25 protein-coding genes are annotated in these 25,795 nt (G+C 67.8%); 8 read left to right on the top strand and 17 right to left on the bottom strand.

From position 1 onward, the window contains the following. The 3 genes from nadA to ACIQC0_RS15615 all read right to left on the bottom strand — a co-directional run bounded on the left by nadA (window position 1) and on the right by ACIQC0_RS15615 (window position 2,610). Window positions 1–1,311, bottom strand: a complete 1,311-nt coding sequence (nadA, locus tag ACIQC0_RS15625; RefSeq protein ID WP_400536302.1) for a quinolinate synthase NadA — start codon at window positions 1,309–1,311, stop codon at window positions 1–3. Beyond that, window positions 1,308–2,018, bottom strand: coding sequence for an NrtR DNA-binding winged helix domain-containing protein (locus ACIQC0_RS15620; RefSeq protein ID WP_377216889.1), 711 nt, complete (start codon window positions 2,016–2,018; stop codon window positions 1,308–1,310). Before ACIQC0_RS15620 ends, nadA begins: the two co-directional genes overlap by 4 nt. Before the next feature lie 127 nt (window positions 2,019–2,145). Then, window positions 2,146–2,610, bottom strand: a complete 465-nt coding sequence (locus ACIQC0_RS15615; protein ID WP_377216890.1) for an Lrp/AsnC family transcriptional regulator — start codon at window positions 2,608–2,610, stop codon at window positions 2,146–2,148. Between the two features lie 184 nt (window positions 2,611–2,794). Between ACIQC0_RS15615 and ACIQC0_RS15610 the strand changes: the two genes are divergently transcribed. The 3 genes from ACIQC0_RS15610 (at window position 2,795) to ACIQC0_RS15600 (ending at window position 5,907) form a co-directional block, all read left to right on the top strand. Next, window positions 2,795–4,186, top strand: coding sequence for an amino acid permease (locus ACIQC0_RS15610; RefSeq protein ID WP_400536297.1), 1,392 nt, complete (start codon window positions 2,795–2,797; stop codon window positions 4,184–4,186). 170 nt (window positions 4,187–4,356) lie between these two features. Next, window positions 4,357–5,184: an alpha/beta fold hydrolase gene (locus ACIQC0_RS15605; RefSeq protein WP_400536294.1), complete on the top strand. Its 828-nt coding sequence runs from the start codon at window positions 4,357–4,359 to the stop codon at window positions 5,182–5,184. A gap of 75 nt (window positions 5,185–5,259) precedes the next feature. Continuing rightward, a complete protein-coding gene (locus ACIQC0_RS15600; protein ID WP_377216893.1) occupies window positions 5,260–5,907 on the top strand; it encodes a phosphoribosyltransferase in 648 nt (215 codons plus the stop codon). A gap of 162 nt (window positions 5,908–6,069) precedes the next feature. Here the strand turns inward: ACIQC0_RS15600 and ACIQC0_RS15595 are convergent, their stop codons facing one another. Then, on the bottom strand, window positions 6,070–7,404 hold the full coding sequence (locus tag ACIQC0_RS15595) for an MFS transporter (protein WP_400536291.1): 1,335 nt from the start codon (window positions 7,402–7,404) through the stop codon (window positions 6,070–6,072). Window positions 7,405–7,634: 230 nt separating this feature from the next. Between ACIQC0_RS15595 and ACIQC0_RS15590 the strand changes: the two genes are divergently transcribed. Then, window positions 7,635–8,381 (top strand): IclR family transcriptional regulator, encoded by a 747-nt coding sequence (locus ACIQC0_RS15590; protein WP_377216895.1) that lies wholly within the window; start codon window positions 7,635–7,637, stop codon window positions 8,379–8,381. A 27-nt stretch (window positions 8,382–8,408) separates the two neighbouring features. On the opposite strand, the gene ACIQC0_RS15585 is transcribed toward ACIQC0_RS15590, so the two are convergent. From ACIQC0_RS15585 to ACIQC0_RS15575, 3 genes are read right to left on the bottom strand one after another with little or no spacing between them, the layout of a single operon-like run. Further along, window positions 8,409–11,453 carry an AAA family ATPase gene (locus ACIQC0_RS15585; protein WP_400536287.1) on the bottom strand — a complete coding sequence of 1,015 codons (3,045 nt, stop codon included), beginning with the start codon at window positions 11,451–11,453 and terminating at the stop codon, window positions 8,409–8,411. Next, complete coding sequence (locus ACIQC0_RS15580) at window positions 11,450–12,628, bottom strand: exonuclease SbcCD subunit D (protein ID WP_400536284.1); 1,179 nt, start codon at window positions 12,626–12,628, stop codon at window positions 11,450–11,452. The genes ACIQC0_RS15585 and ACIQC0_RS15580 overlap by 4 nt, the downstream gene beginning before the upstream one ends. Before the next feature lie 54 nt (window positions 12,629–12,682). Beyond that, on the bottom strand, window positions 12,683–13,498 hold the full coding sequence (locus tag ACIQC0_RS15575; RefSeq protein ID WP_400536281.1) for an aquaporin: 816 nt from the start codon (window positions 13,496–13,498) through the stop codon (window positions 12,683–12,685). Window positions 13,499–13,656: 158 nt separating this feature from the next. Between ACIQC0_RS15575 and ACIQC0_RS15570 the strand changes: the two genes are divergently transcribed. Then, window positions 13,657–14,748, top strand: a complete 1,092-nt coding sequence (locus tag ACIQC0_RS15570) for an ADP-ribosylglycohydrolase family protein (RefSeq protein ID WP_400536278.1) — start codon at window positions 13,657–13,659, stop codon at window positions 14,746–14,748. On the opposite strand, the gene ACIQC0_RS15565 is transcribed toward ACIQC0_RS15570, so the two are convergent. Both ACIQC0_RS15565 and ACIQC0_RS15560 read right to left on the bottom strand, forming a co-directional pair. Further along, complete coding sequence (locus ACIQC0_RS15565; protein ID WP_400536275.1) at window positions 14,729–15,208, bottom strand: DUF4395 domain-containing protein; 480 nt, start codon at window positions 15,206–15,208, stop codon at window positions 14,729–14,731. The two genes, ACIQC0_RS15570 and ACIQC0_RS15565, sit on opposite strands and share 20 nt — an antisense overlap. Before the next feature lie 24 nt (window positions 15,209–15,232). After that, window positions 15,233–16,258: an exonuclease domain-containing protein gene (locus tag ACIQC0_RS15560; protein WP_400536272.1), complete on the bottom strand. Its 1,026-nt coding sequence runs from the start codon at window positions 16,256–16,258 to the stop codon at window positions 15,233–15,235. Between the two features lie 67 nt (window positions 16,259–16,325). Between ACIQC0_RS15560 and ACIQC0_RS15555 the strand changes: the two genes are divergently transcribed. Beyond that, window positions 16,326–17,123: a DedA family protein gene (locus ACIQC0_RS15555; RefSeq protein WP_400536328.1), complete on the top strand. Its 798-nt coding sequence runs from the start codon at window positions 16,326–16,328 to the stop codon at window positions 17,121–17,123. Window positions 17,124–17,132: 9 nt separating this feature from the next. Here the strand turns inward: ACIQC0_RS15555 and rdgB are convergent, their stop codons facing one another. From rdgB to clpS, 6 genes are all read right to left on the bottom strand, one after another. Then, window positions 17,133–17,816, bottom strand: a complete 684-nt coding sequence (gene rdgB / locus ACIQC0_RS15550; protein WP_400536269.1) for an RdgB/HAM1 family non-canonical purine NTP pyrophosphatase — start codon at window positions 17,814–17,816, stop codon at window positions 17,133–17,135. After that, on the bottom strand, window positions 17,813–18,571 hold the full coding sequence (gene rph, locus ACIQC0_RS15545; RefSeq protein ID WP_400536266.1) for a ribonuclease PH: 759 nt from the start codon (window positions 18,569–18,571) through the stop codon (window positions 17,813–17,815). Before rph ends, rdgB begins: the two co-directional genes overlap by 4 nt. An 85-nt stretch (window positions 18,572–18,656) precedes the next feature. Then, complete coding sequence (locus tag ACIQC0_RS15540) at window positions 18,657–19,454, bottom strand: MBL fold metallo-hydrolase (RefSeq protein ID WP_400536263.1); 798 nt, start codon at window positions 19,452–19,454, stop codon at window positions 18,657–18,659. Beyond that, window positions 19,451–20,437 (bottom strand): glutamate racemase, encoded by a 987-nt coding sequence (murI, locus tag ACIQC0_RS15535; protein ID WP_400536260.1) that lies wholly within the window; start codon window positions 20,435–20,437, stop codon window positions 19,451–19,453. The genes ACIQC0_RS15540 and murI overlap by 4 nt, the downstream gene beginning before the upstream one ends. Window positions 20,438–20,536: 99 nt before the next feature. After that, a complete protein-coding gene (locus tag ACIQC0_RS15530) occupies window positions 20,537–21,103 on the bottom strand; it encodes a DUF2017 domain-containing protein (RefSeq protein ID WP_400536257.1) in 567 nt (188 codons plus the stop codon). Further along, on the bottom strand, window positions 21,096–21,476 hold the full coding sequence (gene clpS, locus ACIQC0_RS15525) for an ATP-dependent Clp protease adapter ClpS (protein ID WP_377216907.1): 381 nt from the start codon (window positions 21,474–21,476) through the stop codon (window positions 21,096–21,098). Before clpS ends, ACIQC0_RS15530 begins: the two co-directional genes overlap by 8 nt. Before the next feature lie 132 nt (window positions 21,477–21,608). On the opposite strand from clpS, the gene ACIQC0_RS15520 reads away from it, so the two are divergent. Both ACIQC0_RS15520 and ACIQC0_RS15515 read left to right on the top strand, forming a co-directional pair. Next, the gene (locus tag ACIQC0_RS15520; RefSeq protein ID WP_377216908.1) at window positions 21,609–22,937 is read left to right on the top strand and encodes a nicotinate phosphoribosyltransferase; all 1,329 of its coding nucleotides are present in this window, start codon (window positions 21,609–21,611) and stop codon (window positions 22,935–22,937) included. Further along, complete coding sequence (locus ACIQC0_RS15515) at window positions 22,937–23,563, top strand: isochorismatase family protein (protein ID WP_377216909.1); 627 nt, start codon at window positions 22,937–22,939, stop codon at window positions 23,561–23,563. Before ACIQC0_RS15520 ends, ACIQC0_RS15515 begins: the two co-directional genes overlap by 1 nt. 4 nt (window positions 23,564–23,567) lie before the next feature. Here ACIQC0_RS15515 and ACIQC0_RS15510 read toward each other — a convergent pair whose 3' ends face one another. Further along, window positions 23,568–25,349 carry a DEAD/DEAH box helicase gene (locus ACIQC0_RS15510; protein ID WP_400536252.1) on the bottom strand — a complete coding sequence of 594 codons (1,782 nt, stop codon included), beginning with the start codon at window positions 25,347–25,349 and terminating at the stop codon, window positions 23,568–23,570. Beyond that, a complete protein-coding gene (locus tag ACIQC0_RS15505) occupies window positions 25,349–25,690 on the bottom strand; it encodes a DUF3039 domain-containing protein (RefSeq protein ID WP_377216911.1) in 342 nt (113 codons plus the stop codon). Before ACIQC0_RS15505 ends, ACIQC0_RS15510 begins: the two co-directional genes overlap by 1 nt. Window positions 25,691–25,795 lie beyond the last annotated feature (105 nt).

Raw genomic sequence — 25,795 nt, 5'->3', positions numbered from 1 at the left:
TTAGCCCTGGGGCCGTGCGGCCAGCATGCGCTCCAGTGCGGTGCGGGCGTTTGCCTGCACCGAGGAATCCACCGTAATTTGGTTGACCACCCGGCCGGCCACGAGCTCCTCCAGCACCCAGGCGAGGTAGCCGGGGTGAATCCGGTACATCGTGGAGCAGGGGCAGATCACCGGATCAAGGCAGAAGATGGTGTGCTGCGGGTTCTCGGCGGCCAGTCGGTTCACCATGTTGATTTCAGTGCCGATGGCAAAGGTGGTGGGTTCCGTGGCGGCCGCGATGGCCTTCTTGATGAAGTCCGTGGAACCGGCCGAATCCGCGGCGTCCACCACGTCCATGGGGCACTCGGGATGGACGATGACCTGGACGCCCGGGAAGTCCGCCCGGGCCTTCTCGATCTGCGCGACATTGAAACGCTTGTGAACGGAGCAGAACCCGTGCCACAGGATAACCCGCGAGTCCACCAGGTCCTGTTCGGTGTTCCCGCCCAGATCCTTGCGCGGGTTCCACATGGGCATCTGCTCCAGCGGGACACCCAACGCCTTCGCGGTGTTGCGGCCCAGGTGCTGGTCAGGGAAGAACAGCACCCGCTGGGCACGCTCAAACGCCCACTCCAGCACCGTTGCGGCATTCGAGGAGGTGCAGACGATCCCGCCGCGCTCGCCGCAGAAAGCCTTCAGGGCTGCGGAGGAGTTCATGTAGGTGACGGGAAGGACCGGGACCCGGCCGTCGGCGTCGGGCTCTGTTCCGAAGATCTCCTCGAGTTGTTCCCAGCATTCGGCCACGGAGTCGGCGTCCGCCATGTCCGCCATGGAGCAGCCGGCCGCGAGGTTGGGCAGGATCACCGCCTGTTCCGGCGACGAGAGGATGTCCGCGGTCTCGGCCATGAAGTGGACTCCGCAGAAGATGATCGCCTCGGCGTCGGGCCGGGTCAGCGCCGCGTTGGCCAGCTGGAAGGAATCACCCACGAAGTCCGCGTACTGCACCACTTCGTCGCGCTGGTAGAAGTGGCCCAGGATGACGGCCCGGTCCCCCAGCGTCTCTTTGGCGGCCAGGATCCGGGCGGCCAGTTCTTCGTCGCTGGCCTTCTTGTATTCCTCGGGAAGCTGGCCCTGGCGGGGCGTGCTGGCGGGTGCGGTGTCTCCGCTGGAAGCGCCCGGACCGTACGCGGGCGCGCCTGCCAGCGCCTCGGCAAGGTCGAAGTCCCAGGGCCCCTTGGCGAGGGCGGGGCTGCAGGTGCCGGCGGCGGCCGTGGCGCTGTTGGCGGCCTGCTCGCGCGTGATCAGCTGGATGGCAGTGTTGACGCTGCTCATGGTGTGCTCCTGTTGTCTGGATCCAGGCCGGGCCGGCCGGTGTAGCGGTAAAGGCGGGGCGGGCGGTGTTTGCCGCCCTGGAGGTATTCGCCGGTTTCCTCGATCTCCGGGGCAGCCTTGAGCTGCCGGCGGAAGTTTGCGGGATCCAGCCTGCGGTCGAGGACCGCTTCATAGACCTCGCGGACCTGGGCCAGCGTGAAGTACTCGCCCAGCAGGTGGTAGGCAACCGACCCGTAGGCCAGCTTGTTCCGCAGGCGCCAGAGCGCGTAGTCCACGATGGTGTTGTGGTCGAATGCCAGCTCGCCCGGGCGGTCGGCACGGAACCAGCGGACGTTCTCCGATTCGTCCGCCAGGGCCGCCTCGGTGGGCTGGACCAGGGCCCAGTACACGATGGACACCACCCGTTGGGACGGCGAGCGGTGCAGGCCGCCGAAAGCGTAGAGCTGCTCCAGGTAGGTGGGGGCAAGACCGGTGGTTTCCCGCAGGTTGCGGGAGGCCGCATCCTGCAGGGACTCATCGTGGCTGAGCGGCCCGCCCGGCAGTGCCCACATCCCCTTGTACGGTTCCCGGATCCGGCGGACCAGCGGCAGCCAGAGCGTCGGGCGTCCGGAGGTGGCACTGGGACGCAGGGCAAAGATCACCGTGGAGATGGCCAGGGCGGGCGGCGCGGTGCGGCGCTCCGACACGTTCGCAGCACTGTTGAACACGATTCACCGCCCTCGGCCAGTCCGGGGACCTGCCCCAGCGGCAGTCCTAGTTATAGTCATGTTGACCAAAACTAATTCTACGGCTGCAGCCCCGGATGCGGAAATGTTTCTGCGGGCCGCCGGGCGGCTACGTCGCGGCGGCCTCGAGCAGGTTCAGCGTCCGGCCCTGGAAGTGCGTATTGAGGACGATGACCGAGGAGGCCCGCTGCACCATTTTCGTGGCGATCATGGCGTCCAGGACCCGCTGCAGGTCCGGGTTGGAGCGGGCCGCCACGCGGGCCATCAGGTCAGAACTGCCGGAGACAGTATGCACCTCGATGATTTCGGGAATGGCGGCGAGCGCCTCCGCTACAGTGTCGTGGCCGGCGTCCTGGTTAATGGTGAGCGAACAGAAGGCCACCACCGGAAATCCAAAACTGGCCGGATCGGGCTGCGGCACCCACGAGCTGATAACGCCCGTCTCCGCCATCCGGTCCAGCCGCGACTGGACCGTTGCCCGGGCTACACCCAGGGTCCTCGACGCTTCCAGGACGGAAGCCCGCGGCTGCTCCGTGAAGAATCGGACAATCCTGGCATCCAGCGCATCAACCATGGGGCAAACTCCTTGCACAACGCCGGCAGGGGTCCGCAACTTGCATGGAATTCCCGCCATCTTCCGAACAACTTGCTTCCATGGTTGCACGCCCTTCATTCTCCGGAGCCGCCAGGCAGGCGGTAAATTCGAATGGGCCCACAACGCGCCCCACCCATTAACCCCAAGAAGGTCACCCCTGCTCATGACAACGAAGTCCCTTCCCGCACGGCCGGCGGCCGCCGCGGGCCACAGCATGAAATCCCGCCAGCTCACCATGATGGGGCTGGGCAGCGCCATCGGCGCGGGCCTCTTCCTCGGCTCCGGCGCGGGCGTCCAGGCGGCAGGCCCGGCCGTCCTGGTCTCCTACCTGGTGGCCGGCACCCTCATCATCCTGGTGATGTGGGCGCTCGGTGAAATGGCTGCGGCCAACCCGAACAGCGGCGCATTCTCCGTCTACGCAGAGCGCGCCATGGGCCGGACTGCCGGGGCGACGATCGGCTGGCTCTGGTGGTTCCAGCTGGTGGTGGTCATCGCAGCCGAAGCGCTCGGCGCGGCAGGGCTCCTGTTTTCGATTTGGCCCGTAGTTCCGGTATGGGCACTGGCGCTCGTCTTTATGGTGGTCTTTACCGCCATAAACCTCGCTGGTGTCCGCAACTTCGGCGAGTTCGAGTTTTGGTTCGCCATCCTGAAGGTGGCCGCCATCGTGATGTTCCTGGTCATCGGCGCAGCCCTGCTGCTCGGCCTCTTGCCCGACGTGAAGTCTCCAGGGCTGAGCAACTTCACCACCGACTTTGCCCCCCATGGACTGGCGGGCATTGCGTCCGCCCTGTTCGTGGTCATCTTCGCCTTCGGCGGCACGGAAATCGTCTCCGTGGCCGCAGCTGAAACCGAGAATCCACGGCACAGCGTGACCAAGGCCATCCGCACGGTCCTCTGGCGGATCCTGGTCTTCTACATCGGCTCCGTCTTCGTGATCGCCGCCGTCCTGCCCGCCTCGTCGGAGGGCCTGGCGTCCCCGTTCGCGGGCGTGCTGGATGTTGCCCGCATCCCCGGCGCCGGGACGGCGATCACCCTGGTGGCCGTCGTCGCCCTTCTCTCCGCCCTGAACGCAAACCTGTACGGCGCCTCCCGGATGGTGTACTCACTTGCGGAGCGCGCCGAGGCTCCCCGGTTCCTGACCCGCCTCAGCGGTGCGCATGTGCCCATGCTTGCCGTTGCCGTTTCGGTGGCATTCGGCTTCGCGGCCACCGTACTGGAACTCCTGTTCCCCGAGCGCATCCTGCCCGCGCTGTTCCAACTGGTGGGCTCCACCTGCCTGGTGGTCTGGGGCACCGCCCTGGTTTCCCAGCTGATCCTGCGCCGCCGCGCGGACCGTGACGGCCTCGACCTGCCCCTGCGCATGAAGGCCTTCCCGGCCCTGACCATCCTCGGGCTCGTCCTGCTGGCCTTGATCTTCGCGGTGGGCTTCAGCGCGGAGGCCAGCCGCGTCCAGCTGTTCAGCACTTTTGCCCTGATCGCCGGCATTGCCGTCGCCTGCAAAATCGCCGCCAGGGTCAGCGGCCGGTCCCGCCAGCCGGTGGACGCCCGAAACTAAGTAGCGCCAAGTGGCGTTTTGAACCCTCAAAACGCCACTTGGTGCTACCCAGTTGGGCCGGCAGGTAGAGTGTTGCGTACCTTCGGGGAACCAGGTGGGCACGGTGCCGAAGGATGAAGCCCCCAAGCGCCGGGTCCGCCTGAGCGCCGTACTTGATGAGGACTAAGACCATGAGCGGCAGGCACACCGGACCCCAGCAGGCGCACACCGTGGAGGGCACCGACCCCCAGATGTACGCGGAGGTCCATGAGCCTGACACCGATGCCGGGCTCCGGCCGGTCCTGCTGGTGCACGGCTTTTCCTCCTCCAGCAAGCTGAACTGGGTGGACACCGGCTGGCTCCCCGCGCTGCTCGAGGCCGGGCGCAGGGTGATCATGGTCGACCTGCCCGGCCATGGCCGCAGCGGCGCACCGGAGGACCGGGACTCTTACTCCCCCAGCAGGATCCGCGCGGACCTCCTGCAGGCAGCGTTCGACGCCGGCGTGCGGCCGGTGCAGGACGGCGACCCTTCCAGCGGGCTGGACGTAGTGGGTTATTCCCTGGGCGCCAGGCTCGCCTGGGAGTTCGGGGCGACGCAGCCCGAAATCGTGCACCGCCTGGTCCTGGGCGGACCCAACATCACCGATCCGCTGGCTGCGTTCGACCTCGTGGCCGCGCAGCGGTACCTGGCGGACGGAACGCCGATTGCGGACGAGTCAACGGCGCGGCTGCTGAAGATGGCCCTGCTGCTGCCCAGCAACAACATCTTCGCGCTCCTGACCCTCGTCGAAGCCATCAAGGACGAACCCTACGATCCCGCCGAGGCAGTGCCGCACGTGCCGATGCTGCTGGTGGCAGGCGACCAGGATGAACGGGTGGACAGTCTTCCGAAACTCGCGGAACTGGCCCGTGGCGCCGGCTCCATGGCGGAGGTGCTGACCCTTTCCGGACGCAACCACACCAACGCCGTCACCAGCCGGGCTTTCAAGCAGGCCGCCGTTTCGTTCCTGGCGGTGTAGCCCGCGGTCCCTCCGGATGACCGGGGGCCGGGACGAGTGCCGGCGGTACCCTGAAGAAAGACACAGGGAGGACACATGCGCAGGCGATTCAAGGACCGCACCGACGCAGGCATTCGCCTGGCTGAGCTGCTGGCCGGCTACCGGGACCGGCCGGATACGCTGGTCTTCGGCCTGGCCCGCGGCGGTCTTCCGGTGGCAGCCGCAGTCGCGGAGGAACTGCATTTGCCGCTGGGCACCGTGCTGGTCCGCAAGCTCGGCATCCCCGGCCATGAAGAGACTGCCTTCGGCGCCCTCGCCTGGGCCAACGGCCGCATCGTGCGCCTTTTGAACACATCCCTGGTGCGGCGCATCCTCGAAGAGGGGGCCCGGCAGGAACTGCTGGACGCGGTGGAGGAACGGGAACGCGCGGAACTGCTCCGGCGCGTGGACCTCTACCCTGGGACGGAGCATGCCGTCGCTGGCAAAACCGTGCTCCTGGTGGACGACGGCCTGGCCACCGGGGCCACGATGCGGGCCGCCCTCGAGGCCGTCCGGGGCGGAGGCGCCGCTGCCGTGGTTGCCGCCGCACCGGTGGCATCGGTCGAAGCGGTCGCCTCAGTGGAGGAAGCCTCCGATGCGGTCCTGTGCCCGCACCTGCCGGGAAAGTTCGGTGCGGTGGGCAGCTTTTACGACCGGTTTGAGCAGCTAACAGACGACGACGCAATCAGCTTCCTCAGGCACTAGCGGTCCCCGGGCCGTTCCCGTCCATAGTCGCAGCCCTGCGCCGGGCTTGCAGCACGCCGGGCTCCGGATTGGCGGGGGCAGCGAGACGGGCCCGGACCGCGATGGTCCGGACCCGCCGTCGAGCGTTATCGGGGTGGAGCTCCTGCCCTGGCGGGCCGGATGCTAGTGGTGGCTGCTGACGCCGAGGGGGTTGCCCTTGGTCTCCTTGGCCAGCACCACGCCGATGGCCGAAATGACGCACAGCACCATGATGTAGATGCCGATGGAGCCGGCCCACTTGGTGCTCTGCAGCAGCGCTTCGGCGATGGTCGCCGCAAATGCGCCGCCCAGGATCGCGCCGAAGGCGTAGCCGATGGAGATGCCCGAGTACCGCACGTGGGCGGGGAACATCTCCGCATACATCGCGGACATCGGGCCGTAGGACAGTCCCAGGCCGATGGTGAGGACGAACAGCGCCACGCCGTACAGCCAGATGTTTTTGGTATCGATCAGCGCGAACATCGGCAGCATCCAGGCGAAGACGATCGCGTAGCCGGTAAGGAAGGTCTTGACGCGGCCGATCCGGTCTGAGAGCCAACCGCCCGCGAGGGTGAAGATCAGCCAGCCGAAGGAGGCCAGGGTGGTGGCGAGCAGGACTTCGGGCACCGGCATCTTTAGGGTCCGGGTGGCATAGGAGATGAAGAATGCAATCAGGAGGTAGCCCGCGGCGTTGTTGGCGATGAAGATCATGGTCGAATACAGGACCGGCAGCTTGTGGCTGCGGAGCAGCTCACCCAGGGGCGCCTTGCTTTCGGCCTTGCGTGCAGCCATTTCCTTGAATACCGGGCTCTCTGCCACGGCGCGGCGGATCAGGTAGCCCACCACAATAAGGACGATGGAGAGCAGGAACGGCACCCGCCAGCCCCAGGACGCGAAGTCTTCCTTGGACATGCTGGTGTTCAGGAAGTAGAGGAGGCCGGTGGCGAGGATCATGCCGACCGGGACACCGATCTGCGGGTAGGCGCCGAACAGGCCACGCTTGTGCAGGGGCGCGTGTTCCACGGCCATCAGTGCCGCACCGCCCCATTCGCCGCCGGCGGAGAAGCCCTGCACGATGCGCAGCAGGATCAGGAGGATCGGAGCCCAGGCACCGATCTGCGCGTAAGTGGGAAGCATGCCGATCAGGGCGGTGGCAGCACCCATCATCACCAGGGTGAAAACGAGCATGGCCTTGCGTCCCAGCCGGTCACCAAGGTGGCCGGCAATGACCGCGCCGAGAGGGCGGAACAGGAAGCTGATGCCGATCAGGGCAAAGGAGAGGATCTGGGCCAGGCCGGGGTTGGACTCGTTCAACGGCGCCAGGAACAGGGGCGACAGCAGCGTTGCCGTCAGCTGGGCGAAGATGAAGAAGTCATACCACTCGATGGTGGTGCCGACGAGGGTGCCTGCGAGGACTTTGCGCTCCTCCCGCCGGCTGCTGGGGCCAGCGGGTGTGTCCACCGCGGAAGGTGAGGTCATTGAAACTCCATTGTTTATTGGCGGCTGCGCCACCGGGTCGCCTTCATGATTACCGACAGAACGGTCAGTTAGTTAGTAGGGTACTACGAAAGTGTGAGACACGACACGATTTCCCAAACATTAACGCTTTCGCGTCCTCAGTTCTATAGTTGAACTGGTAATTCGTAATGAGAACACTACGGGTGGGTTCCCCGTTACACGAGGGCCTTCCGACCCGTGGCACACCTAGGATGGAGCGCATGAACGTTCCCGGATCGGCTGTGGCCGGCGCCTCACCTGCCCAGGCTTCCCCCTCCCAGACGCTGTCACGGGGAATACGGGCGCTCGAGATCCTGGCCGCCTCCTCCGGCCCCCTGACCATCGCCGAACTGGCAGACGCCATGGGGGTGCACCGTTCCGTTGCGTACCGGATCCTGCGCACCCTGGAGGACCACTCGCTGCTGGTGAGGGACGACGCCGGCCGGGTCCAGCCGGGCCCCGGACTCGCCGTCCTGGCCCGGGGCGTCTCCCGCAACCTGCAGTCCGCGGCGCTGCCCGAACTGACCCAACTGGCCAACGGCCTCGACATGACCGCGTTCATCGCGGTGTGGGACCACCACGACTGCATCACGCTCGTGACCGTTGAACCGCGGCATTCCGGCGCCACCGTGGCCCAGCACCCCGGAACCCGGCACCCCATCAATGCCGGAGCGCCGGGCATTGCCATCCAGTCCGCGCTGACCGAGGCGGAATGGGAGCGTCTGGGCACCGGCGTAGGTTACCGGGCAGAGGCGGCGGAGGCGCGCCGCAAGGGTTTCTCGGCGAGCCATGATGAAGTGATCGCCGGGGTATCCTCGCTGGCTGCGCCCGTCCGGGTCCCGGGCGGACGTCCCGCCGCTCTGGCCGTCGTCTATATCAGCTCCCCGCACGACCCCGAAACAGTGGTGGGACCGGCGCTGGCGGAGAGCGCCGCCAGAATCGAGCAACAGCTCGCCTAGGTGCAGTGCTCACCTAGGTGCAGTGACCTACGCTGCGGCTTCCAGAGCCTCGGAAATCTGCAGGGTGGACCCGTTCCGGCCTTTCAGCACCTGCAGTTGGGTGCCGATCCGCTGCTTCATTTCGGCGACATGGCTTACCAGGCCCACCACGCGGCCGCCGTCACGGAGCCCCTCGAGGGCATCCATGACCTGCTCCAGCGACTGCTCATCCAGGCTCCCGAAACCCTCGTCCACGAAGAGCGTTTCGATTTCAACGCCGCCTGCCTCCTGCTGGACCACGTCCGCCAGCCCAAGGGCAAGCGCGAGCGAGGCCATGAAGGACTCTCCGCCCGAGAGGGTGGAGGTGTCCCGGCGGTGGCCGGTCCACTGGTCAACCACTTCAAGGCCCAGCCCGGATTTGGCGCCACGGGCTGCCCGGGCGTCCGTATGCTGCAGCAGGTAGCGTCCGTCGCTCATGGCCACCAGGCGCTCGGAGGCTGCCACGGCCACCTGCTCAAGCCGGGCGGCCAGGACGTAGCTGTTCAGGCTCATCCGGTAGGTGTTCTCGCCGCGGCCGGACGCGGCTTCAGCAAGGCCCGCCAGCATCTGCGCCCGCTCGGCGGGGCCGCGCGAGGCCCCCGCCGCCTCGTGGTATTCAGCCGCTATGCCCTGCAGCGAAGTAAGGCACCGGGCCGCCACTCCCGCCGCAACCTCGGCCTCCCGCGCCGCGCGGCCAGCCTCCGCGGCTTCTGCGCGCAACAGGTCCAGTCGCTGCGGATCAGATTCGAAGCCGGCGGCCTGTTCTTCCAACGCCCGGACGATGTCCTCGGACTCGAAGAGCTCGGCGACCCGGGCGGCCTCGTCCTGCGCGGCGCGCACGGCCTCCTGGAGGGCCGACGCTGCAGCAGTGTCCAGCAATTGCGCGCGGGCTTCCGCCGCCGAGCTGAAGCCTGCGTCGGGCAGGGCGAGCTCAAACTGGCCGACGGTTTCCCGCTCCCGCTCCTGGGCCGCTGCCAGGACTGCGTGCGCTTCCACGGCCTTGTCGAGGACGGCCACGGCCTTGCCCAGTGACCGCAGCCGGCGTGCCAGCGTCGGTTGACCGGCGCGCAGTTCGGCCAGCGCCTGGTCGAGGGCCTCCTCCTGCGCCGCCAGGTCCTTGGCGGCCGACACGGCGGCGGCAAGCTCTTTGTCTGTTTCCTGGTGTGACTCGGCCGCAGCGTCAAGGTCTTCTTTGAGGACGCTCAGGCGGAAGCGCAGGGTTTCAAGTTCTTCTGCGGCGCGCGCGGCATCGCCTGCCGCACGGACCGCTTCCGCGCAGGCCTTTGCTGCGTCTTCCTCTGCGGTGCCGCCTCCCTGGCCGGCGAGCACGGCCACCAGTTGCTCCGCTTCAGCCAGGCTGCGGGCTGCCTCGGAGAGTGCCGCGTCTGCGTCCTCGTAGACCAGCCGGGCATCTTCCTCCTGCTGTGCCAGGCCAGGACCTGCCGTACCCCCTGTGGCCGGGTCCGGATGCTTGGCATTGCCGCAGACGGGGCAGGGGGCTCCGTCTGCCAGGCCGGCCGCGAGCTCGGCCGCGGCATTGGCGAGCCGTTCTTCCCGTAGGTCCAGCCAGGCTTGCTTGGCTTCAAGCTGGCGGCTGCGGGACTCGTGCCAGCGGCCAGTGGCAGCGTCCCTTGCGACGGCAGCCAGCCGGTGCTGCCGAACCACGTCCAGGAGCTCCCTGGCATTCTCGGCGTCCTTGGCCAGCAGCGGAGCCGCTGCCGCCCGGCGTTCCAGGGGTTCCAGTTCCTCGAGCAGGCGGGATTGTTCGCCCTGCAGGTTCGCCGAGGTCCTGCTGACAGCAGCCAGGGCCGCCGCCAGCTTTTCCTGTTCCTTGACCAGCCCGGTCTTCCTTGCCCGGAGCGACTGGAGCCGCTCCTCGTCCGGGAGCCGCGCTTCCACCACTGCCTGCAGGGAACGCAGCCGGCCGAGTTCAGCCGCCGCGTTCGCCGGCAGGGCCTCCGCTTCCCTCAGTTCCAGACCAGTCAGTTCCGCTTCTTCCGCTGCAGAAACCCGCAGCAGGGTGAGGGAGGAGCCTGCTGCACCGGCGGCGGCGCGCACCTTTGCGGCGGCGGCATCGACGTTGTGAAGGTGGCCGGCCAGCACTTCTGCCTGGCGGTGCCGCGCAAGCCGGAGAACGTTGCCCTCGAGCTCCTGCCCACCTGCCTCAACCGCAGCCCTACGGACAGACGCGGCGTCGAGCCGCCGCCTGCGTTCGGTCCGGGCTTCCTCGGCCTCGGCTGCCGCTGCCCGCTGCCTGCTGGCCCTCTCCGCCTCGCCGGCTGCGTCCTTCAGCGCCGCAAGGCGGGCCACGGCCGCCTCCTGCAGCCCGGCAATCCGGGCCTCGGCAGCCGTGTCCGGCTGATCAGCCGACGGGAGGCCCAGGGCTGCCGCTTCCGATTCGGCCCGGGCCGCCAGGATTTCAAGCTGGCCGGAGATTGCGGCAACTTCCTGGCGCGCCAACTGCGCCTGGCGGGCCAGGTCCTGCTCCACAGCTTCGAACCGCTCGGTCCCAAAAAGCTTCTGTAACAGCTCCAGCCGGTCCGTGGCCTTGGACCGTAGGAAGGCGGCAAAGTCCCCCTGCGGGAGCATCACCACGCGGGTGAACTGTTCCCTGTCCATGCCCAGCACGGCCATGATCTCTGCAGCGGCCTCATCATTGCGGGCCGACAGCTCCTTCCAGTCCGTCCCAACCCGCTCCCGAAGAAGCGTCTTGGCCTGCTGCGTGGCAAAACCGTTTCGCCCGCGCGCACTGGGCTTATCCCAGGCCGGCGATCGCGTCACTTCGAACCGCCGCCCCTGGGCCGAGAAGACGCAGGTTACCGCCGGTTCCCGCGACGGATCGGCGTGATCACTGCGGAGCCGCTTTCCCTCCTGCCGGGCGCCGGGCACCGAACCGTAGAGCGCGAAGCAGATGGCGTCCAGGACGCTGGTCTTCCCGGCACCGGTGGGACCGTTCAGGAGGAAGAGCCCGTGGGCGCTGAGCCGGTCGAAGTCGATATCCTCCGTGCCGGCAAACGGGCCGAAGCCGGAAATCCGCAGGGAATGGATCCTCACCGCGACACCTCCTGGAGACGAACGTTTTCAAGGGCAGCGGCGAGGGCAGCCTGCTCCGCTTCATCGGCTTCCCGGCCGCGTACGTGTGACAGGAAACCGCAACACACCGCGAGGTCATCCGGAGCGTCGGCGAGCCGGCTGCTGTAGGTGGCGGACGTGCCGGATGGGCCGCCCTCAGGGTCGAAGCCGAGCACCAGGGTGTCGGGGAAACGGGCCCGCAGGCGGTCCATGGCGCGGACGGGACGCTGCGCATCAGTCAGGGTGACCTGGCAGTATGCGGCTTCGGCCCACCCGAATTCCTTGGACGCCAGGAGGTCTTCGAGCCTGCCGCGCAGCACGGCCAGGGTCCGGGGCGCCGTCCAGGTCACCTCCTTGACCCCCTCCAGCCCGTCCGGTCCGATGTCCACCAGCCACGCACCCTTGCGGTGGTTTGCTTCCGAAAATGAGTAGGCCAAGGGGGACCCCGAATACCGCACCGAATTTGAGAGTTCCTGCCGGCCGTGCAGGTGGCCGAGTGCGGTATAGGTGAAGGCGTCAAAGAGGTCCAGCGGCACTGCCCCCACGCCGCCGATGCTCAGGTCCCGTTCGCTGTCGGAACTGATGCCTCCGCTGGCGAAGGTATGGGCCAGGACCACCGAATGCACCGGCGATTCCTCGGAGCGGCGTTGGATGTCCGTCCGGACCAGCTCGGCAGCAGCGCGGGTCACCTCGAAATGGCTGGCGGTCTCCACCCCCAGCTGGTCCGCCACGAGCCGGGGTTCCAGCCATGGGATGCCATAGACGGCCAGGACAGCGCTGCCTGCCCCTGCACCGGGTTCCAGCGGGAGCACCAGAGGCTCGGCAAGTCCTTCGAGCCTGGTGCGAAGGTGCACGCCCCCGCGTTCCAGCAGCCGGGAGGCAAACCCCAGCCTGATGGCCGAATCATGGTTTCCGCTGGTGAGCACCACCTGTGCGCCGGCAGATGTCAGCCGTACCAGCGCGTCATCAAGCAGGCGGACCACATCCACGCCGGGGAGCGCCCGGTCGTAGACATCCCCGGCGATCAGGACCACGTCCACCCCGTGGCGCGTAACGGCGTCCACCAGCTGGTCAACGAAGTCCCGCTGGGCATCGAGCATGCCGACTCCGTGGAAGGACCGGCCCAGGTGCCAGTCGGAAGTGTGAAGTAACCGCATATTCCTACGCTATCGGCTGGCACTGACAGAACGTGGCGGACGGTGGGCGGGCCTCTACGGGAGGCGCGCTGCCGGCAGGTCCGCAGGCGCTGCCGGTTCGTCCTCGGGCACTGCCGCCAACGGGGAAGGCAAAGCACGGAAGACCAGGCCGGCGATGGCAGCACCCGCCAGCGGAGCCAGGACGAAAACCCACAGCTGCTCCATGGCCCAGGCAGAGCTGAACACGGCTGAGGCTGCGGCACGGGCGGGGTTGAACGGCAGGTTCCCAATGGCCTGGCCCAGCTGGAGCAGGACGGCAAAGCTCAGGCCCACCGCGAGCGCCGCCGCCGCTGTGTTCGAGTTGTCGCGGCCAGCCGCCCCCAGGAACACGGCGACGATCACGGCTGCACCAAGCATCCCCAGCAGGAACGCAGCTGCCAGCGGTGCCTCAATGATGGAGTGCGCACCGTAGCCCGGGCTGACGGTGTCGAACGCTGTCCGGCTGTCCGCGATGCCGGGAAGGGTCCGCAGGACCCCGTACAGCACCAGCGCGCCCGCTACAGCCCCGGCCAGCTGCGCGGCGGCATAGCCAGCCGCCGCCACGGTCCGGATCCGACCGGCCAGCAGGTGCCCCAGCGTAATGGCCGGATTGAAGTGGCCACCGGATACATGCCCGAACGCCAGCATTGCTGCCGTGACGGCCAGGCCTGCAGCCAGCGGGGCGGGCAGCGGGCTGGACTGCGGGATGGTGAACAGCGGTACCCCGACCGCGGCCAGCACCAGGAACAGGGTTCCGAAGGCCTCGGCTGCAAGGCGGGGCGCCAACCCGTACTCGGCGGGCGCCGTTCCGGGCAGCAAGGTGTCGTGGCGGTCGGTGCCGGGCATGCTCATGTGTGACCTCGGGGTAGGTGCGGGAACGGGGGCTGCAAAGGGGCAACCAGACCATTATTCCAGCCCGGGCCACAGTTTTGGACGCCGGGCAGGACCGGTGCCGGCAAGAGCGCGCGGCCCGGTCCCCGCGCCCGTACGGGCCACGGTAAATTTGGGCCATGAGCAACGTCCCCGTATTTCCTGCCCCAAGTCTGAAATCCCGCATCCACGGCTGCCTGCTGGGCGGTTCGCTGGGCGACGCGCTGGGGTACGCCGTCGAATTCGATTCCATTGCCGGCATCCGGCAGCGGTTCGGCGGGCGGGGGCTGACCGGTTTTGCGCAGCTCCCCGAGGGGGGCGTGTTTTCGGACGATACCCAAATGACCCTCTACACCGTCGACGGGCTCGCAGAAGCGCTGGAATGGGCGAATTCGGGCGTCGGAGCGGACGTGAACGCCTGCCTGTGGCTCGCCTACCTGCGCTGGCTGGCCACCCAGGGCGAGGACGCCAGCCCGTCCGCGCCGGCACCGCAGCCGCGCTGGATCGACGGCCAGGCAGTGCTGCACCACCGCCGGCACCCCGGCAAGGCCTGTATTTCCGGCCTGGCCAGCGGGGAGATGGGCACGTCCGCCCGCCCGGTCAACCCCGGTTCCAAGGGCTGCGGCACCGTAATGCGCTCAGCGCCGTTCGGCCTTGTTCCGCATATCGCGTCCGACGCCGTCTATAAGCTAAGTGCCGACGCCGCCGCCCTGACGCACGGACATCCGTCGGCGCGCCAGAGTGCCGGAACCTTCAGCCTCCTCATCCACCGGCTGGTATCCGGGGAGGGCCTGAAGGAGGCAGCAGCCGCGGTGGCCGCCTCAGCCCGCGAGTTGCCGGACGTTGCGGCTGAGCTGCCTGAGCGCCTGGCCGCTGCCCTGGACCTGGCGGCCAGGGGCGCTGTCTCCCCCGAGGAACTTAACGAGGCACTCGGGGAGGGCTGGATCGCGGAGGAGGCTCTCGCCGTCGGACTTTACGCCGCATTGGCGACCCTGCCGGGCGGAGGCGCAGGCACCCGGGAGGAGGCCGAAGGGCATTTCCGCGAGGCGCTGGCCGTTGCCGTCAACCACAGCGGGGACAGCGATTCCACGGCCTCGGTTGCCGGCAACATCCTGGGCGCACTGTATGGCGAGGGATGCCTGCCGGAGGAATGGCTGGAGGCCCTGGAGGGCCGTGACGTGGTCCGTGGGATGGCCGCCCGGCTGGTGAAGGTTACGACCGGCGAAGACTGATGTTGTTGCACGCCTCGCAAACGTCCTCGGGGATCAGCCCGCGGCTTTGGAGGAGAGCGAAGGCCCGGCAGCCCAGGCACAATCCGGCGAAGGCTTCCAGGGAGGCTGCCACCACCAGGATTCCCAGCACCGTCCAGGCAGCGGGCTGCGCACCGGCGACGAACAGGGCGAGCGCCAGGGTGGACATCCCCGCACCTATGCCTTGCGCAAAGCGCTTGGGTGGGCCCGGAACCAGCTTGGTCCGGCCCAGCCTGGGCGCGATGACCTTGACGGACAGGAGCGCCAGCGGTGAGATGCGGGGGCCGAACAGGACCCTCAGCCAGAAACCGGCGGCGATCGCCAGGAGGCCCCAGCCCGAACCTGACACGGCTGTAACAAGCGCCAGCAGCACCACGAGGCCGGCCGTAATGCGTGCCGCGTACTCGTTGACGGGGTTCGGGAAGGCAAAAAGGGAGCGCATAGAGCAAGGGTAGGGGTCCGCCGGCTAAGCGGAGAAGCTTTGTTGCCTCCTGTGAACGGATGCGCCATTGCCCACCATCTGCAGGAACTCACCCTCGGACAGCACCTCGATGGCCTGGCCCCGGCCGTGGAGTTCCAGGACGCGGCGCGCCTTGCCCGTCAGCCTGCCGGACCGCAGGTCCGTGGCGTCGAAGCCGTCGCCTACCACCAGGACCGTGGTGCGGCCGGTCACCCGGCTTTCCGTGCGCGCCCCCAGCTCCGCGGAACGGAGCTTCGCTTCCGGGCGGGCCATGGCGAGCTGCCCGGTGAACACTACGGTTTGGCCGAAGAGCGGATGGTCCGGTTCGGCGTCCGGGTTGGGCAGCGGGTTCTCGCCCTCCTCCGGCCAGCTTCGGAACAGCCGGGCCGGGGGCGCTCCCCCGGCGGCAGCCTGTGCCATGGCCGCGATGCTGGGCTTGGACAGGACGCCCGTACCAGGATCGAAGGCGGGCTGCCGGGGCATGGCCAGGTCCAACGACAGGAACAGCTCAGCCAAGCTGTTGGCGCCGTTCCGGCGGGCGATATCAACGAGGATGCCTGCACAGGCGCGGGCATCCTCGACCGCGTCGTGGTGGTTCAGCAGCGGCACGCCCGCTTCTTCAGCGGCGAACGGCAGCGAATTGGATACCAGCGAGTAGCAGCGGCGGGACAGTATCACCGTGCACACGTAGTCGTACGCGGGACCGGGCAGCCCGGACACTTCCAGGGCGGACCGGATCACGCCCAGGTCGAACGCTGCGTTGTGGGCGGCCAGGATGTCGTCGCCAATGAAGGCGCCGATTTCCGGAAACAGGTCCCCGAAGCGCGGCATGCCCGCCACATCCGCAGCAGTGATGCCGTGGATCCGGACGTTGTGGTGCTCGAAATGGTCGTGATGGGCCGGGGGCCGCATCAGCCAGGACGCTTCCTCCACGACCCGGCCGTCCCGCACCTTGGTCAGGCCAACGGAACACGGAGATCCGCGGAAGCCGTTGGCCGTTTCGAAGTCGATCGCCGTAAAGTCCAAACCCACGCGCCCACTTTACCGCCGGTGACCCCACAAACCCGTCAAGTACCCTTGAGGGGTGAACTTTCCTGTGATAAACGACCTCGCCGTGTCCATGCTGGGCGGGGCAGGACCGGTCCAGCCCCAGCTGGCCTCGTTCCTGCCTGACTGGCTGAACCCCCAGGTCTTCCTGGCTGATCCCGCCCTCGCTCCCTGGGTGGTGCTCCTGGTCTGCGGCATCGTCTTCGCCGAGACCGGACTGCTGGTGGGCTTCTTCCTCCCCGGCGATTCCATGCTGTTCACTGCCGGCCTCCTGGTGGCAACGGAGACCATCAAGTTCAATATCTGGCTGTTCGCCCTGCTGATCGTGGTGTCCGCAATCATCGGCAACCAGACCGGCTACCTCATCGGTTCCAAAGCCGGTCCGGCCATCTTCAACAAGCCCAACTCGCGCCTGTTCAAACGCGAAAACGTGGAAAACGCCCATGCCTTCTTCGAAAAGCACGGCGGCAAGGCGCTGATCCTGGCCCGGTTCGTTCCGATCATCCGAACCTTCGTCCCCGTCATCGTGGGCGTTGCCCAGATGAGCCGGAAGAAGTTCTTCCTCTACAACGTCATCGGCGCCCTGCTGTGGGGCGGCGGAGTCACCCTCCTGGGCTATCTCTTGGGCGACCGCATCCCCTGGGTCCGCGATAACCTGGACATCATCTTCATCGCCATCGTCCTCGTCTCGGTGCTGCCCATCGGCGTCGAAGTCCTGCGCGGCATGTCCGCCAGGCGCCAGGCCGAAGCTTACGGAACCGACCCTGTGGACGAGTTCATCGAGGAGCACGCGCCGGAAGAAGAGCACCGCACGCCCCGCAACACCCAGGGCATCCGGCCGGAGAAATAAGACCCCAGGTCAGGGGCGGTCCAGGGCCTCGACGATGGCCGGCAGCAGGGCACGGAATGCCTTCCCGCGGTGGCTGATCGCGTTCTTCTCCGGAGACGTCAGTTCCGCACAGCTGCGGTCTTCTCCCACGGGCTGCAGGATGGGGTCGTACCCGAAGCCGCCGTCGCCACGCGGTTCGCGCAGCAGGAAGCCCTCGAGCTGGCCGTACTCCACCACCTCGCGCCCCCGCAGGCCGCCGGTGTCGGGGACTGCCAGTGCGGCGGCGCAAACAAAGGCCGCGCCGCGGTGTGCGTCCGGCACATCGCTGAGCTGGGCCAGCAGCAACTGCAGGTTGGCCTCGTCATCGCCGTGGCGGCCTGCCCAGCGCGCCGAGAAGATTCCCGGCGCCCCGCCCAGAACGTCCACAGCCAGGCCGGAATCGTCCGCGATGGCCACCAGCCCGGTGGCCTCCGCCACCGCCCGTGCTTTCAGCAGCGAATTCTCGGCGAACGTCACTCCGCTTTCGACGACGTCGGGGGCACCTGCCGCCGCCGCGTCCACTACCTGGGTGTCGACATCGAGCCCCGGCACCTGCCCGCGAAGCAGTTCGCGGAGCTCGCGGAGCTTGCCCTGGTTGTGGGTGGCGAGCACCAGCCGCGCGCCCTGGGCGCCCGCGGCGGCTGAGGCGCCTCCGCGTAGCTCTTCTGCACTCACAGGGTGTCAGCCAGGGTTTCGCGCTGGATAGCGGCAAGCTGCCCGGTACCCAGCAGGGCAAGGTCCAGGAGCGCATCGAGTTCCGCGCGGTCGAACGGTGCACCTTCGGCGGTTCCCTGGACCTCCACGAACTTCCCTGAGCCGGTGACCACTACGTTCATGTCCGTCTCGGCCCGGACGTCCTCAACATAGGGCAGGTCCAGCATGGGAACGCCGTCGATGATCCCGACCGAGACGGCCGCGATGGTATCCACCAGCGGCTCTGCGGTGCGCGCAATCAGCTTGTTGTCCCGCGCGAAGCGGATGGCGTCGGCGAGCGCCACGTAGGCGCCGGTGATGGCGGCGGTGCGGGTGCCGCCATCGGCCTGAAGAACGTCGCAGTCCAGGACGATGGTGTTCTCGCCCAGCGCCTTGGTGTCGATGATGGAGCGCAGCGAACGGCCGATCAGGCGGGAAATCTCATGGGTCCGCCCGCCGATCTTGCCCTTGACCGACTCACGGTCCGAGCGGGTGTTGGTGGCCCGCGGCAGCATGGCGTATTCCGCGGTGACCCAGCCGCGCCCCTCGCCCTTGAGCCAGCGGGGCACACCGGCGGTGAGGGAAGCCGTGCACAGGACCCGGGTGTTGCCGAACTCGATCAGGGCCGAGCCTTCGGCCTGGTTGGACCAGCCGCGGGTAATGCTGATGGGCCGGAGCTGGTCCGGCGCACGGCCGTCGGCACGCACGATGGGTACTGCAGTTGCTTCAGAAGTCATGCCATTAGCTTATCCACTGCACCGGCGCGGGTTTACGCCCGGTCCAGGAATACTCACGGATTGCCGGCCCCAATCCAGGCACAGCCTAGATGGAGTAGTGGACTCCGGCCACGGCAACGGCCACGTCCCCGCCGAAGACGGGCCGGGCCTCGGCCATGACCGTGGTGGGTGAGGTCCAGACCGGGATGTGAGTCAGCAGCAGCCGCCGGGCGCCGGCCGCCGCGGCCGCCTCGCCGGCACGCTTTCCGGTCAGGTGCACATCCTTGATGGCGTCGTCGCGGCCCTCTTCGAACGCGGCCTCGCAGAGGAACAGGTCCGCGTCCTTGGCGGCTTCTTCCAGGCCGGGGCAGGAATCCGTGTCGCCGGAGTAGGTCAGGGTCCGGCACACCGGACTCCCGTCCTTGTCGGGTTCCACCACCTCCACGCGCAGGGCGTAGGCCTCCTCCACCGGGTGGTTCACCGCGAAGGGGGTGACGGTGAACGGGCCCACGGTCACAGGCTCGCGCTCGGCCCAGTTGGTGAAGTCGAATTCCTCATGCATGCCCGGGTCCAGGTCAAGGCCATAGGCGGTGGCCATCCTGTCCGCCGTCGCTGCCGGTCCCCATACCGGGATCCGGTCCCGGCCCCAGCCGCCCGGCTTCCAGCGGACCGCCACGTGCAGGCCGCAGAGGTCCATGCAGTGGTCGGGGTGCAGGTGGGTCAGGAAAATGGCGTCGATGTCCTCCAGGTCCGTGTAGCGCTGGATCGCCCCGAGCGCCCCGCTGCCCAGGTCCATGACGACTTTCCACGTCCGCTGGCCGTCCGTGGCGGTGAGCAGGTAGCAGGAGGCCGGCGAACCGGGACCGGGAAATGACCCGGTGCAGCCCACGATGGTCAGCTTCACAGCTCCGGTCCTCCCACGAAGTTGGAGATGCGCGGACGCCTCCGGGAGTTCCGGGCGGCGGCGATCATCTCAGGCGTGATGCGCGCAAGGCTGCCCGTGGGGTACTGCGCGGCGACGTGGTCGACATGCCGCACGGAAAGGACCTCCGGGCCGAGGAACCGGCGGGCCAGGGTTTCAAACTGGCGGGCGTCCCCGGTGGCCACGAAGTGGTGTTCCGGCGGCGCCGCGGCGGCGCGCTGCAGCCCGTGCGTGGCCAGGGCGCGGTAGACATCCTTGGCGGTTTCCTCGGCACTGGAGACGAGGGTGACCTCGGAGCCCATAACGTAAGAGATGACCCCGGTGAGGAGCGGATAGTGCGTGCAGCCGAGAACCACGGTGTCCACCTCTGCGGCCTTCAGCGGCGCCAGGTATTCCTCGGCGACGGCAAGCAGTTCGGCACCGGTGGTGATTCCCGCTTCGACGTATTCCACGAAGGCGGGGCAGGCAACGGAGGTGATGGCCAGGTCCGGGGCGGCGGCGAACGTGTCCTCATACGCGCGGGATCCTACCGTGGCGGAGGTGCCGATCACGCCGACGCGGCCGCTCCGGGTGGCAGAGACGGCACGCCGGACGGCCGGCTGGATGACCTCGATCACCGGGATGCCGTACCTGGCGGTGTAGCGTTCCCGGGCGTCGCGCAGAACAGCGGCCGACGCCGAGTTGCAGGCAATGGTGAGCAGCTTGACTCCGGAGTCCACCAGTTCGTCCATCACGCCGAGGGCATTCGCCCTCACTTCGGCGATGGGGAGGGGCCCATAGGGCCCGTTGGCGGTGTCGCCCACGTAGAGGATGGACTCGTTGGGGAGCTGGTCGATGATGGAGCGGGCCACGGTGAGCCCGCCGACTCCGGAATCGAACACCCCGATGGGGCGTGAGGCCACCGGCGCGGCGGTATCCGCAGGCGGGTCCTGGAGCGGCGCGGGGGTGCCCGGGGATGTTGTCATGATCATTCGAGGATAGGTGGTCCGGGGCGTGTCAGCCATGATGTTGTGGCCTTCGCCTCATGTCTGGTTTCTCACAGGGCCGCCGCGGCGGGGCAACGGTCACCGGCGGGGTTCCAGCGACTGCAGCATGGCCTGGACCAGCGATTCCTGCAGCCAGGTGGCGAAGTTGTAGACCAGGGCCAGGTAGCTTTCCACGTCCTCGGCCTGGGACCAGTCCTGCATCCTGTGGACGTGGTCCGCGTCCGCCTCGTCGCGGATGTCCAGCCGCTCCGCCAGAACGAGCCGCACGTCGTTGAGCGCCATGGACCAGTGCTTTGCACCCTGGGGCGTCAGGATGATCTCGTCCTTGTCCAGGTCCAGCGCGGCGGCCCGCAGGGCGCCGGTCTTGGTCTCCCGCAGTGAGCGCTCGGTGAGCTGCCGGAACTCCAGTGAGGCGCCGTCGTCGTCCTTGGAAACGTTCGGAAGGAGCCGTTTCATGGCGCGGTCCGACGGCTCGGCCACGTCCATGTCCAGCCCGATCAGGGCGGCCAGAGGGTCTTGCCCCTCCCGCTCCTCGGGCTCGAGCATGGAGATGACGTCGCTGAAAAGGCTGCGGAGGAGATCCCGCTCGGCCGGTTCCAGGAACCCGGTAATGCCTTTGAGCCCGCTTTTGAATGCCTTAGCCACGTTTCCCCTTGCCCTGGCCGGATCCGCCGGATTTCCCTGAGCCGCCGGAACCGCCGCCGGCCTTCTCCACCGTGGCCCAGAGGCCGAAACCGTGCATGGCCACGGCGTGGCGTTCCACCTGTTCCTTGCTGCCTGAGGCGACCACGGAGCGGCCCTTTTTGTGGACCTCCATCATGAGCTTGTTGGCCTTGCTCTCCGCGTAGCCGAAATAGCTTTGGAAAATGTAGCTGACGTAGCTCATGAGGTTTACGGGATCGTTCCAGACCACCAGGTTCCAGGGGATATCGGGGGCGGTCAGGGAGGCTGTGGCCTCCGCTGTCCCGGTCCGGGTGCTCTCCTGGGTGTCAGGGCCGAGCGTAACGCTTAAGGTCATCTGTCCATTCTATGGGGATGAATGGAACCACACCGGCGAGACGCGGAAGCCGGTGGGTGGGGCCACGCCGGCGAGGGGCCCGCAGCGAAGCGAAGCGAGACGCGGGAGCCGGTGGGGACTAAAGTGATTTTCGTGAGTACCTCAGCCGGCTGGGACCATCCCCGCACGTCCTTTTACACCGACCACTACGAGCTCACCATGCTCCAGGCCTCGCTGCATTCGGGGGCCGCGCACCGGAAGTCGGTGTTCGAGGCGTTTGCCCGGCGCCTCCCGGATGGCCGGCGGTACGGCATCGTGGCCGGCACGGGCCGCCTGCTCGAGGGGATCGCAAACTTCCGGTTTGGAGATGCTGAACTCGAATTCCTCGAACGGACCAACGTGGTCAACGGCAAGACCCTGGATTTCCTGGCGTCCTACCGCTTCAGCGGGGACATCTGGGGCTACGCCGAGGGCGACGCCTATTTCCCGCACTCCCCCATCCTGATCGTGGAGGGCACGTTCGCCGAGGCGTGCATGCTGGAAACCTACATCCTGTCCGTACTTAACCATGACAGCGCCATTGCCTCGGCCGCGTCCCGCATGGTCAGTGCCGCCCACGGCCGGCCCTGCATCGAAATGGGCTCGCGGCGTACGCATGAGGAAGCGGCCGCAGCGTCTGCCCGCGCCGCCGTCATCGCCGGCTTCGACAGCACTTCGAACCTGGAGGCCGGCATCCGCTACGGCATCCGGACTGTGGGCACCGCCGCCCACTCCTTCACGCTCCTGCATGACACAGAACGGGACGCCTTCGAGGCCCAGATCGCCTCGCTCGGCGAGGGCACGTCGCTCCTGGTGGATACGTACGACGTCGAAGCGGCCGTCCGCAGGGCCGTTGACCTTGCGGGTCCGCGGCTGGGCGCGGTGCGGCTGGACTCGGGCGACCTCGTGGACCAGGCGCAGTGGGTGCGCCGGCTGCTGGACGACCTGGGCAATGAGAACACCAAGATCGTGGTCACCTCGGACCTGGACGAGTTCGCCATCGCGGCGCTGCAGTCGGCCCCCGTGGATTCCTACGGGGTGGGCACCTCGCTGGTTACCGGGTCCGGAGCGCCTACGGCCAGCATGGTCTACAAGCTGGTCAGCCGCACCGACGACGCCGGCAATTTCGTTTCCGTGGCAAAGGCGGCGAAGAACAAGGCCAGCGTCGGCGGCCGCAAGTACGCCCTGCGCAGGCTCAACGAGCGCGGCACCGCCACTGCCGAGGTGGTGGGCGTTGGCCAGCGGCCCGAGGACGACGGCAACGACCGGCCCCTGCTGCAGCAGTTCATGAAGAACGGCGAGCTCCTCCCGGGCTGGACCGGCCATGACGGCGTGGTCCGGGCACGGCAGCGGCACGCGGATTCGATGGCCGAACTCCCTCTGGTGGTCAACCGCCTCCAGCGCGGCGAGGCCGCCATCCCCACCATTTATGAGGAGGACTGATGTCACGCGCCCTGATCATTGTCGACGTGCAGAACGACTTTTGTGAAGGCGGATCGCTGGCCGTTACCGGCGGCGCCGCCGTTGCCGGCGCCATCAGCGACTACGTGGATTCGCACCATGCTGCCTTTGACCACATCGTGGCGACGCAGGACTGGCACATCGACCCGGGAAGCCACTTCTCCGACACTCCCGATTTCAAGGACAGCTGGCCGCCGCACTGTGTGGCCGGCACGCGGGGAGCGGAGCTGCACCCGGATCTCGACACCGAGTACATCCAGGCCTACTTCCAGAAGGGCCAGTACGCCGCAGCCTACTCGGGCTTCGAGGGCCTGCTGGCGCCCGAGGACGCCGTCCCCACCGGAGAACGCCAGCCCGGCACGGGGGACCTGGACCGGTTCGCTCCCAATGAGGACGCCATTGGACTGGACGACTGGCTGCAGAGCCACGACGTGGAAGACGTGGTGGTGGTAGGCATCGCCACGGACTATTGCGTGCGGGCTACGGCGCTGGACGCCGTCCAGGCCGGCTATTCCGTCACTGTGATCCGCTCGCTGACTGCGGGGATCGCCGAAGACCTTGAGGAAACAGTCGCTGAGCTGGAGCTCGGCGGTGTGGACGTGGCCTGAGCGGCTACTTCCGCCCGATAAACCAGTCCTGGAGCTTTCGCAGGCGTGCCTGCAGCTGCTCCTCGTTCGCCTGGGCCACCGCGGGGCCGCCGCAGACCGTGCGCAGCTTGGTGTGGACCACACCGTGGGGTGTTCCCGTACGGGCAGACCACGCGGCTACGTTCTTGGCCAGCTCGTTCCGCAGGTCCATCAGCATCCTATGGTCCGGCACGGCGGGCGCCTGGGTTTCGGCAGCCTGCGCGGGCGCCTTCCTGCCCTTGCGGCTCAACTGCTCGTGCTGGCGTTGCCGCAGCAGGGTTCCCACCTGCTCTGCGTCCAGCAGCCCGGGGATGCCCAGAAAGTCCAGTTCGTCGTCGGACCCTACCTCGCCGCCGGTGCCGAACTCGCCGCCGTCGAAGAGCACGCGGTCGAAGGACGCCTGCGAATCGAGCGCCTCGAACTTGCCCTTGGTCAGGCTGTCCGAGGCCTTCTCCTCGCGGTTGGCCTCGTCCATCAGGGAGTCTTCAGGGGTGAAGAGGCCGTCGTCGTCCTTCTCCGGACGGTCCAGGGCGTGGTCCCGTTCGGCTTCCATGCTGTTGGCCAGCGCCATTAGCTGCGGGACCGACGGCAGGAAGACCGACGCCGTCTCGCCCCTCTTGCGGGCACGGACGAAGCGCCCTACGGCCTGCGCGAAGAACAGCGGCGTTGAGGTTGACGTGGCGTACACGCCGACCGAGAGCCGCGGCACGTCCACGCCTTCGGACACCATCCGCACGGCCACCATCCAGCGCTGCTCCCCTGCGGAGAACTCCTCGATCTTGCTGGAGGCCTTGGCGTCGTCGGAGAGGATGACCGTGGGCGATTCCCCCGTGATGCGCTTCAGCTGCCCGGCGTACGCACGGGCGTCCTCATGGTCCGTGGCGATGACCAGGCCGCCGGCATCCGGCACGGTGCGGCGGACTTCGCTGAGCCGCTTGTCTGCGCCGGCCAGGACCGCGGGGATCCATTCTCCGGCCGGGTTGAGCGCCGTACGCCATGCCTGCGAGGTAACGTCCTTCGTCACCGCGGCCTCGCCCAGGGACGCGGCCATTTCCTCGCCGCCGCTGGTGCGCCATCGCATCTGCCCCGAATACGCCATGAACATCACGGGCCGGACCACGTGGTCGCGCAGGGCGTTGCCGTAGCCGTATGTGTAGTCCGCCTTGGAGCGGCGGATGCCGTCCCGGTCCTGCGCGTACTCGACGAACGGGATGGGCGAGGTGTCCGAACGGAACGGCGTACCGGTCAGTGACAGCCGGCGCACGGCGGGGTCGAAGGCCTCGCGCAGGCCGTCGCCCCAGGAGAGCGCCTCGCCACCGTGGTGGATCTCATCCAGGATCACCAGGGTGCGTGCGGCTTCCGTCTTGGCCCGGTGCAGCAGCGGCTTGCTGGCCACCTGGGCATAGGTGACGGCAACGCCGATGAAGCCGCGGCCGTGCTGGCCGTCCGAGTTCTTGAAGTTGGGATCGATGGCAATGCCCACCCGCGCGGCAGCGTCGGCCCACTGGCGCTTCAGGTGGTCGGTGGGCGCCACAATGGTCACCCGATTGACCACGCCGGAGTCGATCAGCGTTGACGCCACGCGCAGCGCAAAGGTGGTCTTACCCGCACCGGGGGTTGCTACGGCCAGGAAATCCCGGGGGCTGTTGCGCAGGTAAAGGTCCAGAGCTTCCTGCTGCCAGGCACGGAGTTTCGGGGCGGTTCCCCAGGCTGCACGTTCCGGATAGGCCGGAGGCAGGGTGGGGCCGCCAAAGAGCGTCTCCGTCACTACTTGTTGTTGCCCGAGTCCCCTCCGGGACCCTTGCCGCCGTCATTGCCCGGGCGGAGGCCCTCGTAGACCTCTTTGCAGGTGGGGCACACCGGGAACTTCTGCGGGTCCCGGCCCGGCGTCCAGACTTTGCCGCACAGGGCGATGACGGGCTCGCCGGTCAGTGCGGACTCCATGATTTTTTCCTTGCGCACATAGTGCGAAAAGCGCTCCCGGTCACCCGGCTCCACTTCCTGGCGCAGTTCCTCGCGCTCAATGGTGGCCGTGGACGTTCCAGCCCCGGAAAGCTCGCGCATCGGGTCGTTTTCGAGAGGGTCCGTCATGCTAGTCATGCCTTCCATCTTAGCCGTTCGTGAGGCTCCGCGTCCGACGGCGGCGTGTCACCAGCGCGCCCGCGGAACCTGCCGCCGTCGTGCCGTCCGCGGTGGCCGGAAGGCGCCGCCGGC

This window comes from Pseudarthrobacter sp. NPDC092419, from assembly GCF_044755045.1.
In the GTDB taxonomy this organism is placed as follows: Bacteria; Actinomycetota; Actinomycetes; order Actinomycetales; family Micrococcaceae; genus Arthrobacter.
The sequence above is the reverse complement of the archived record's forward strand: the minus strand, read 5'-3'. Positions and strand labels throughout refer to the sequence as shown.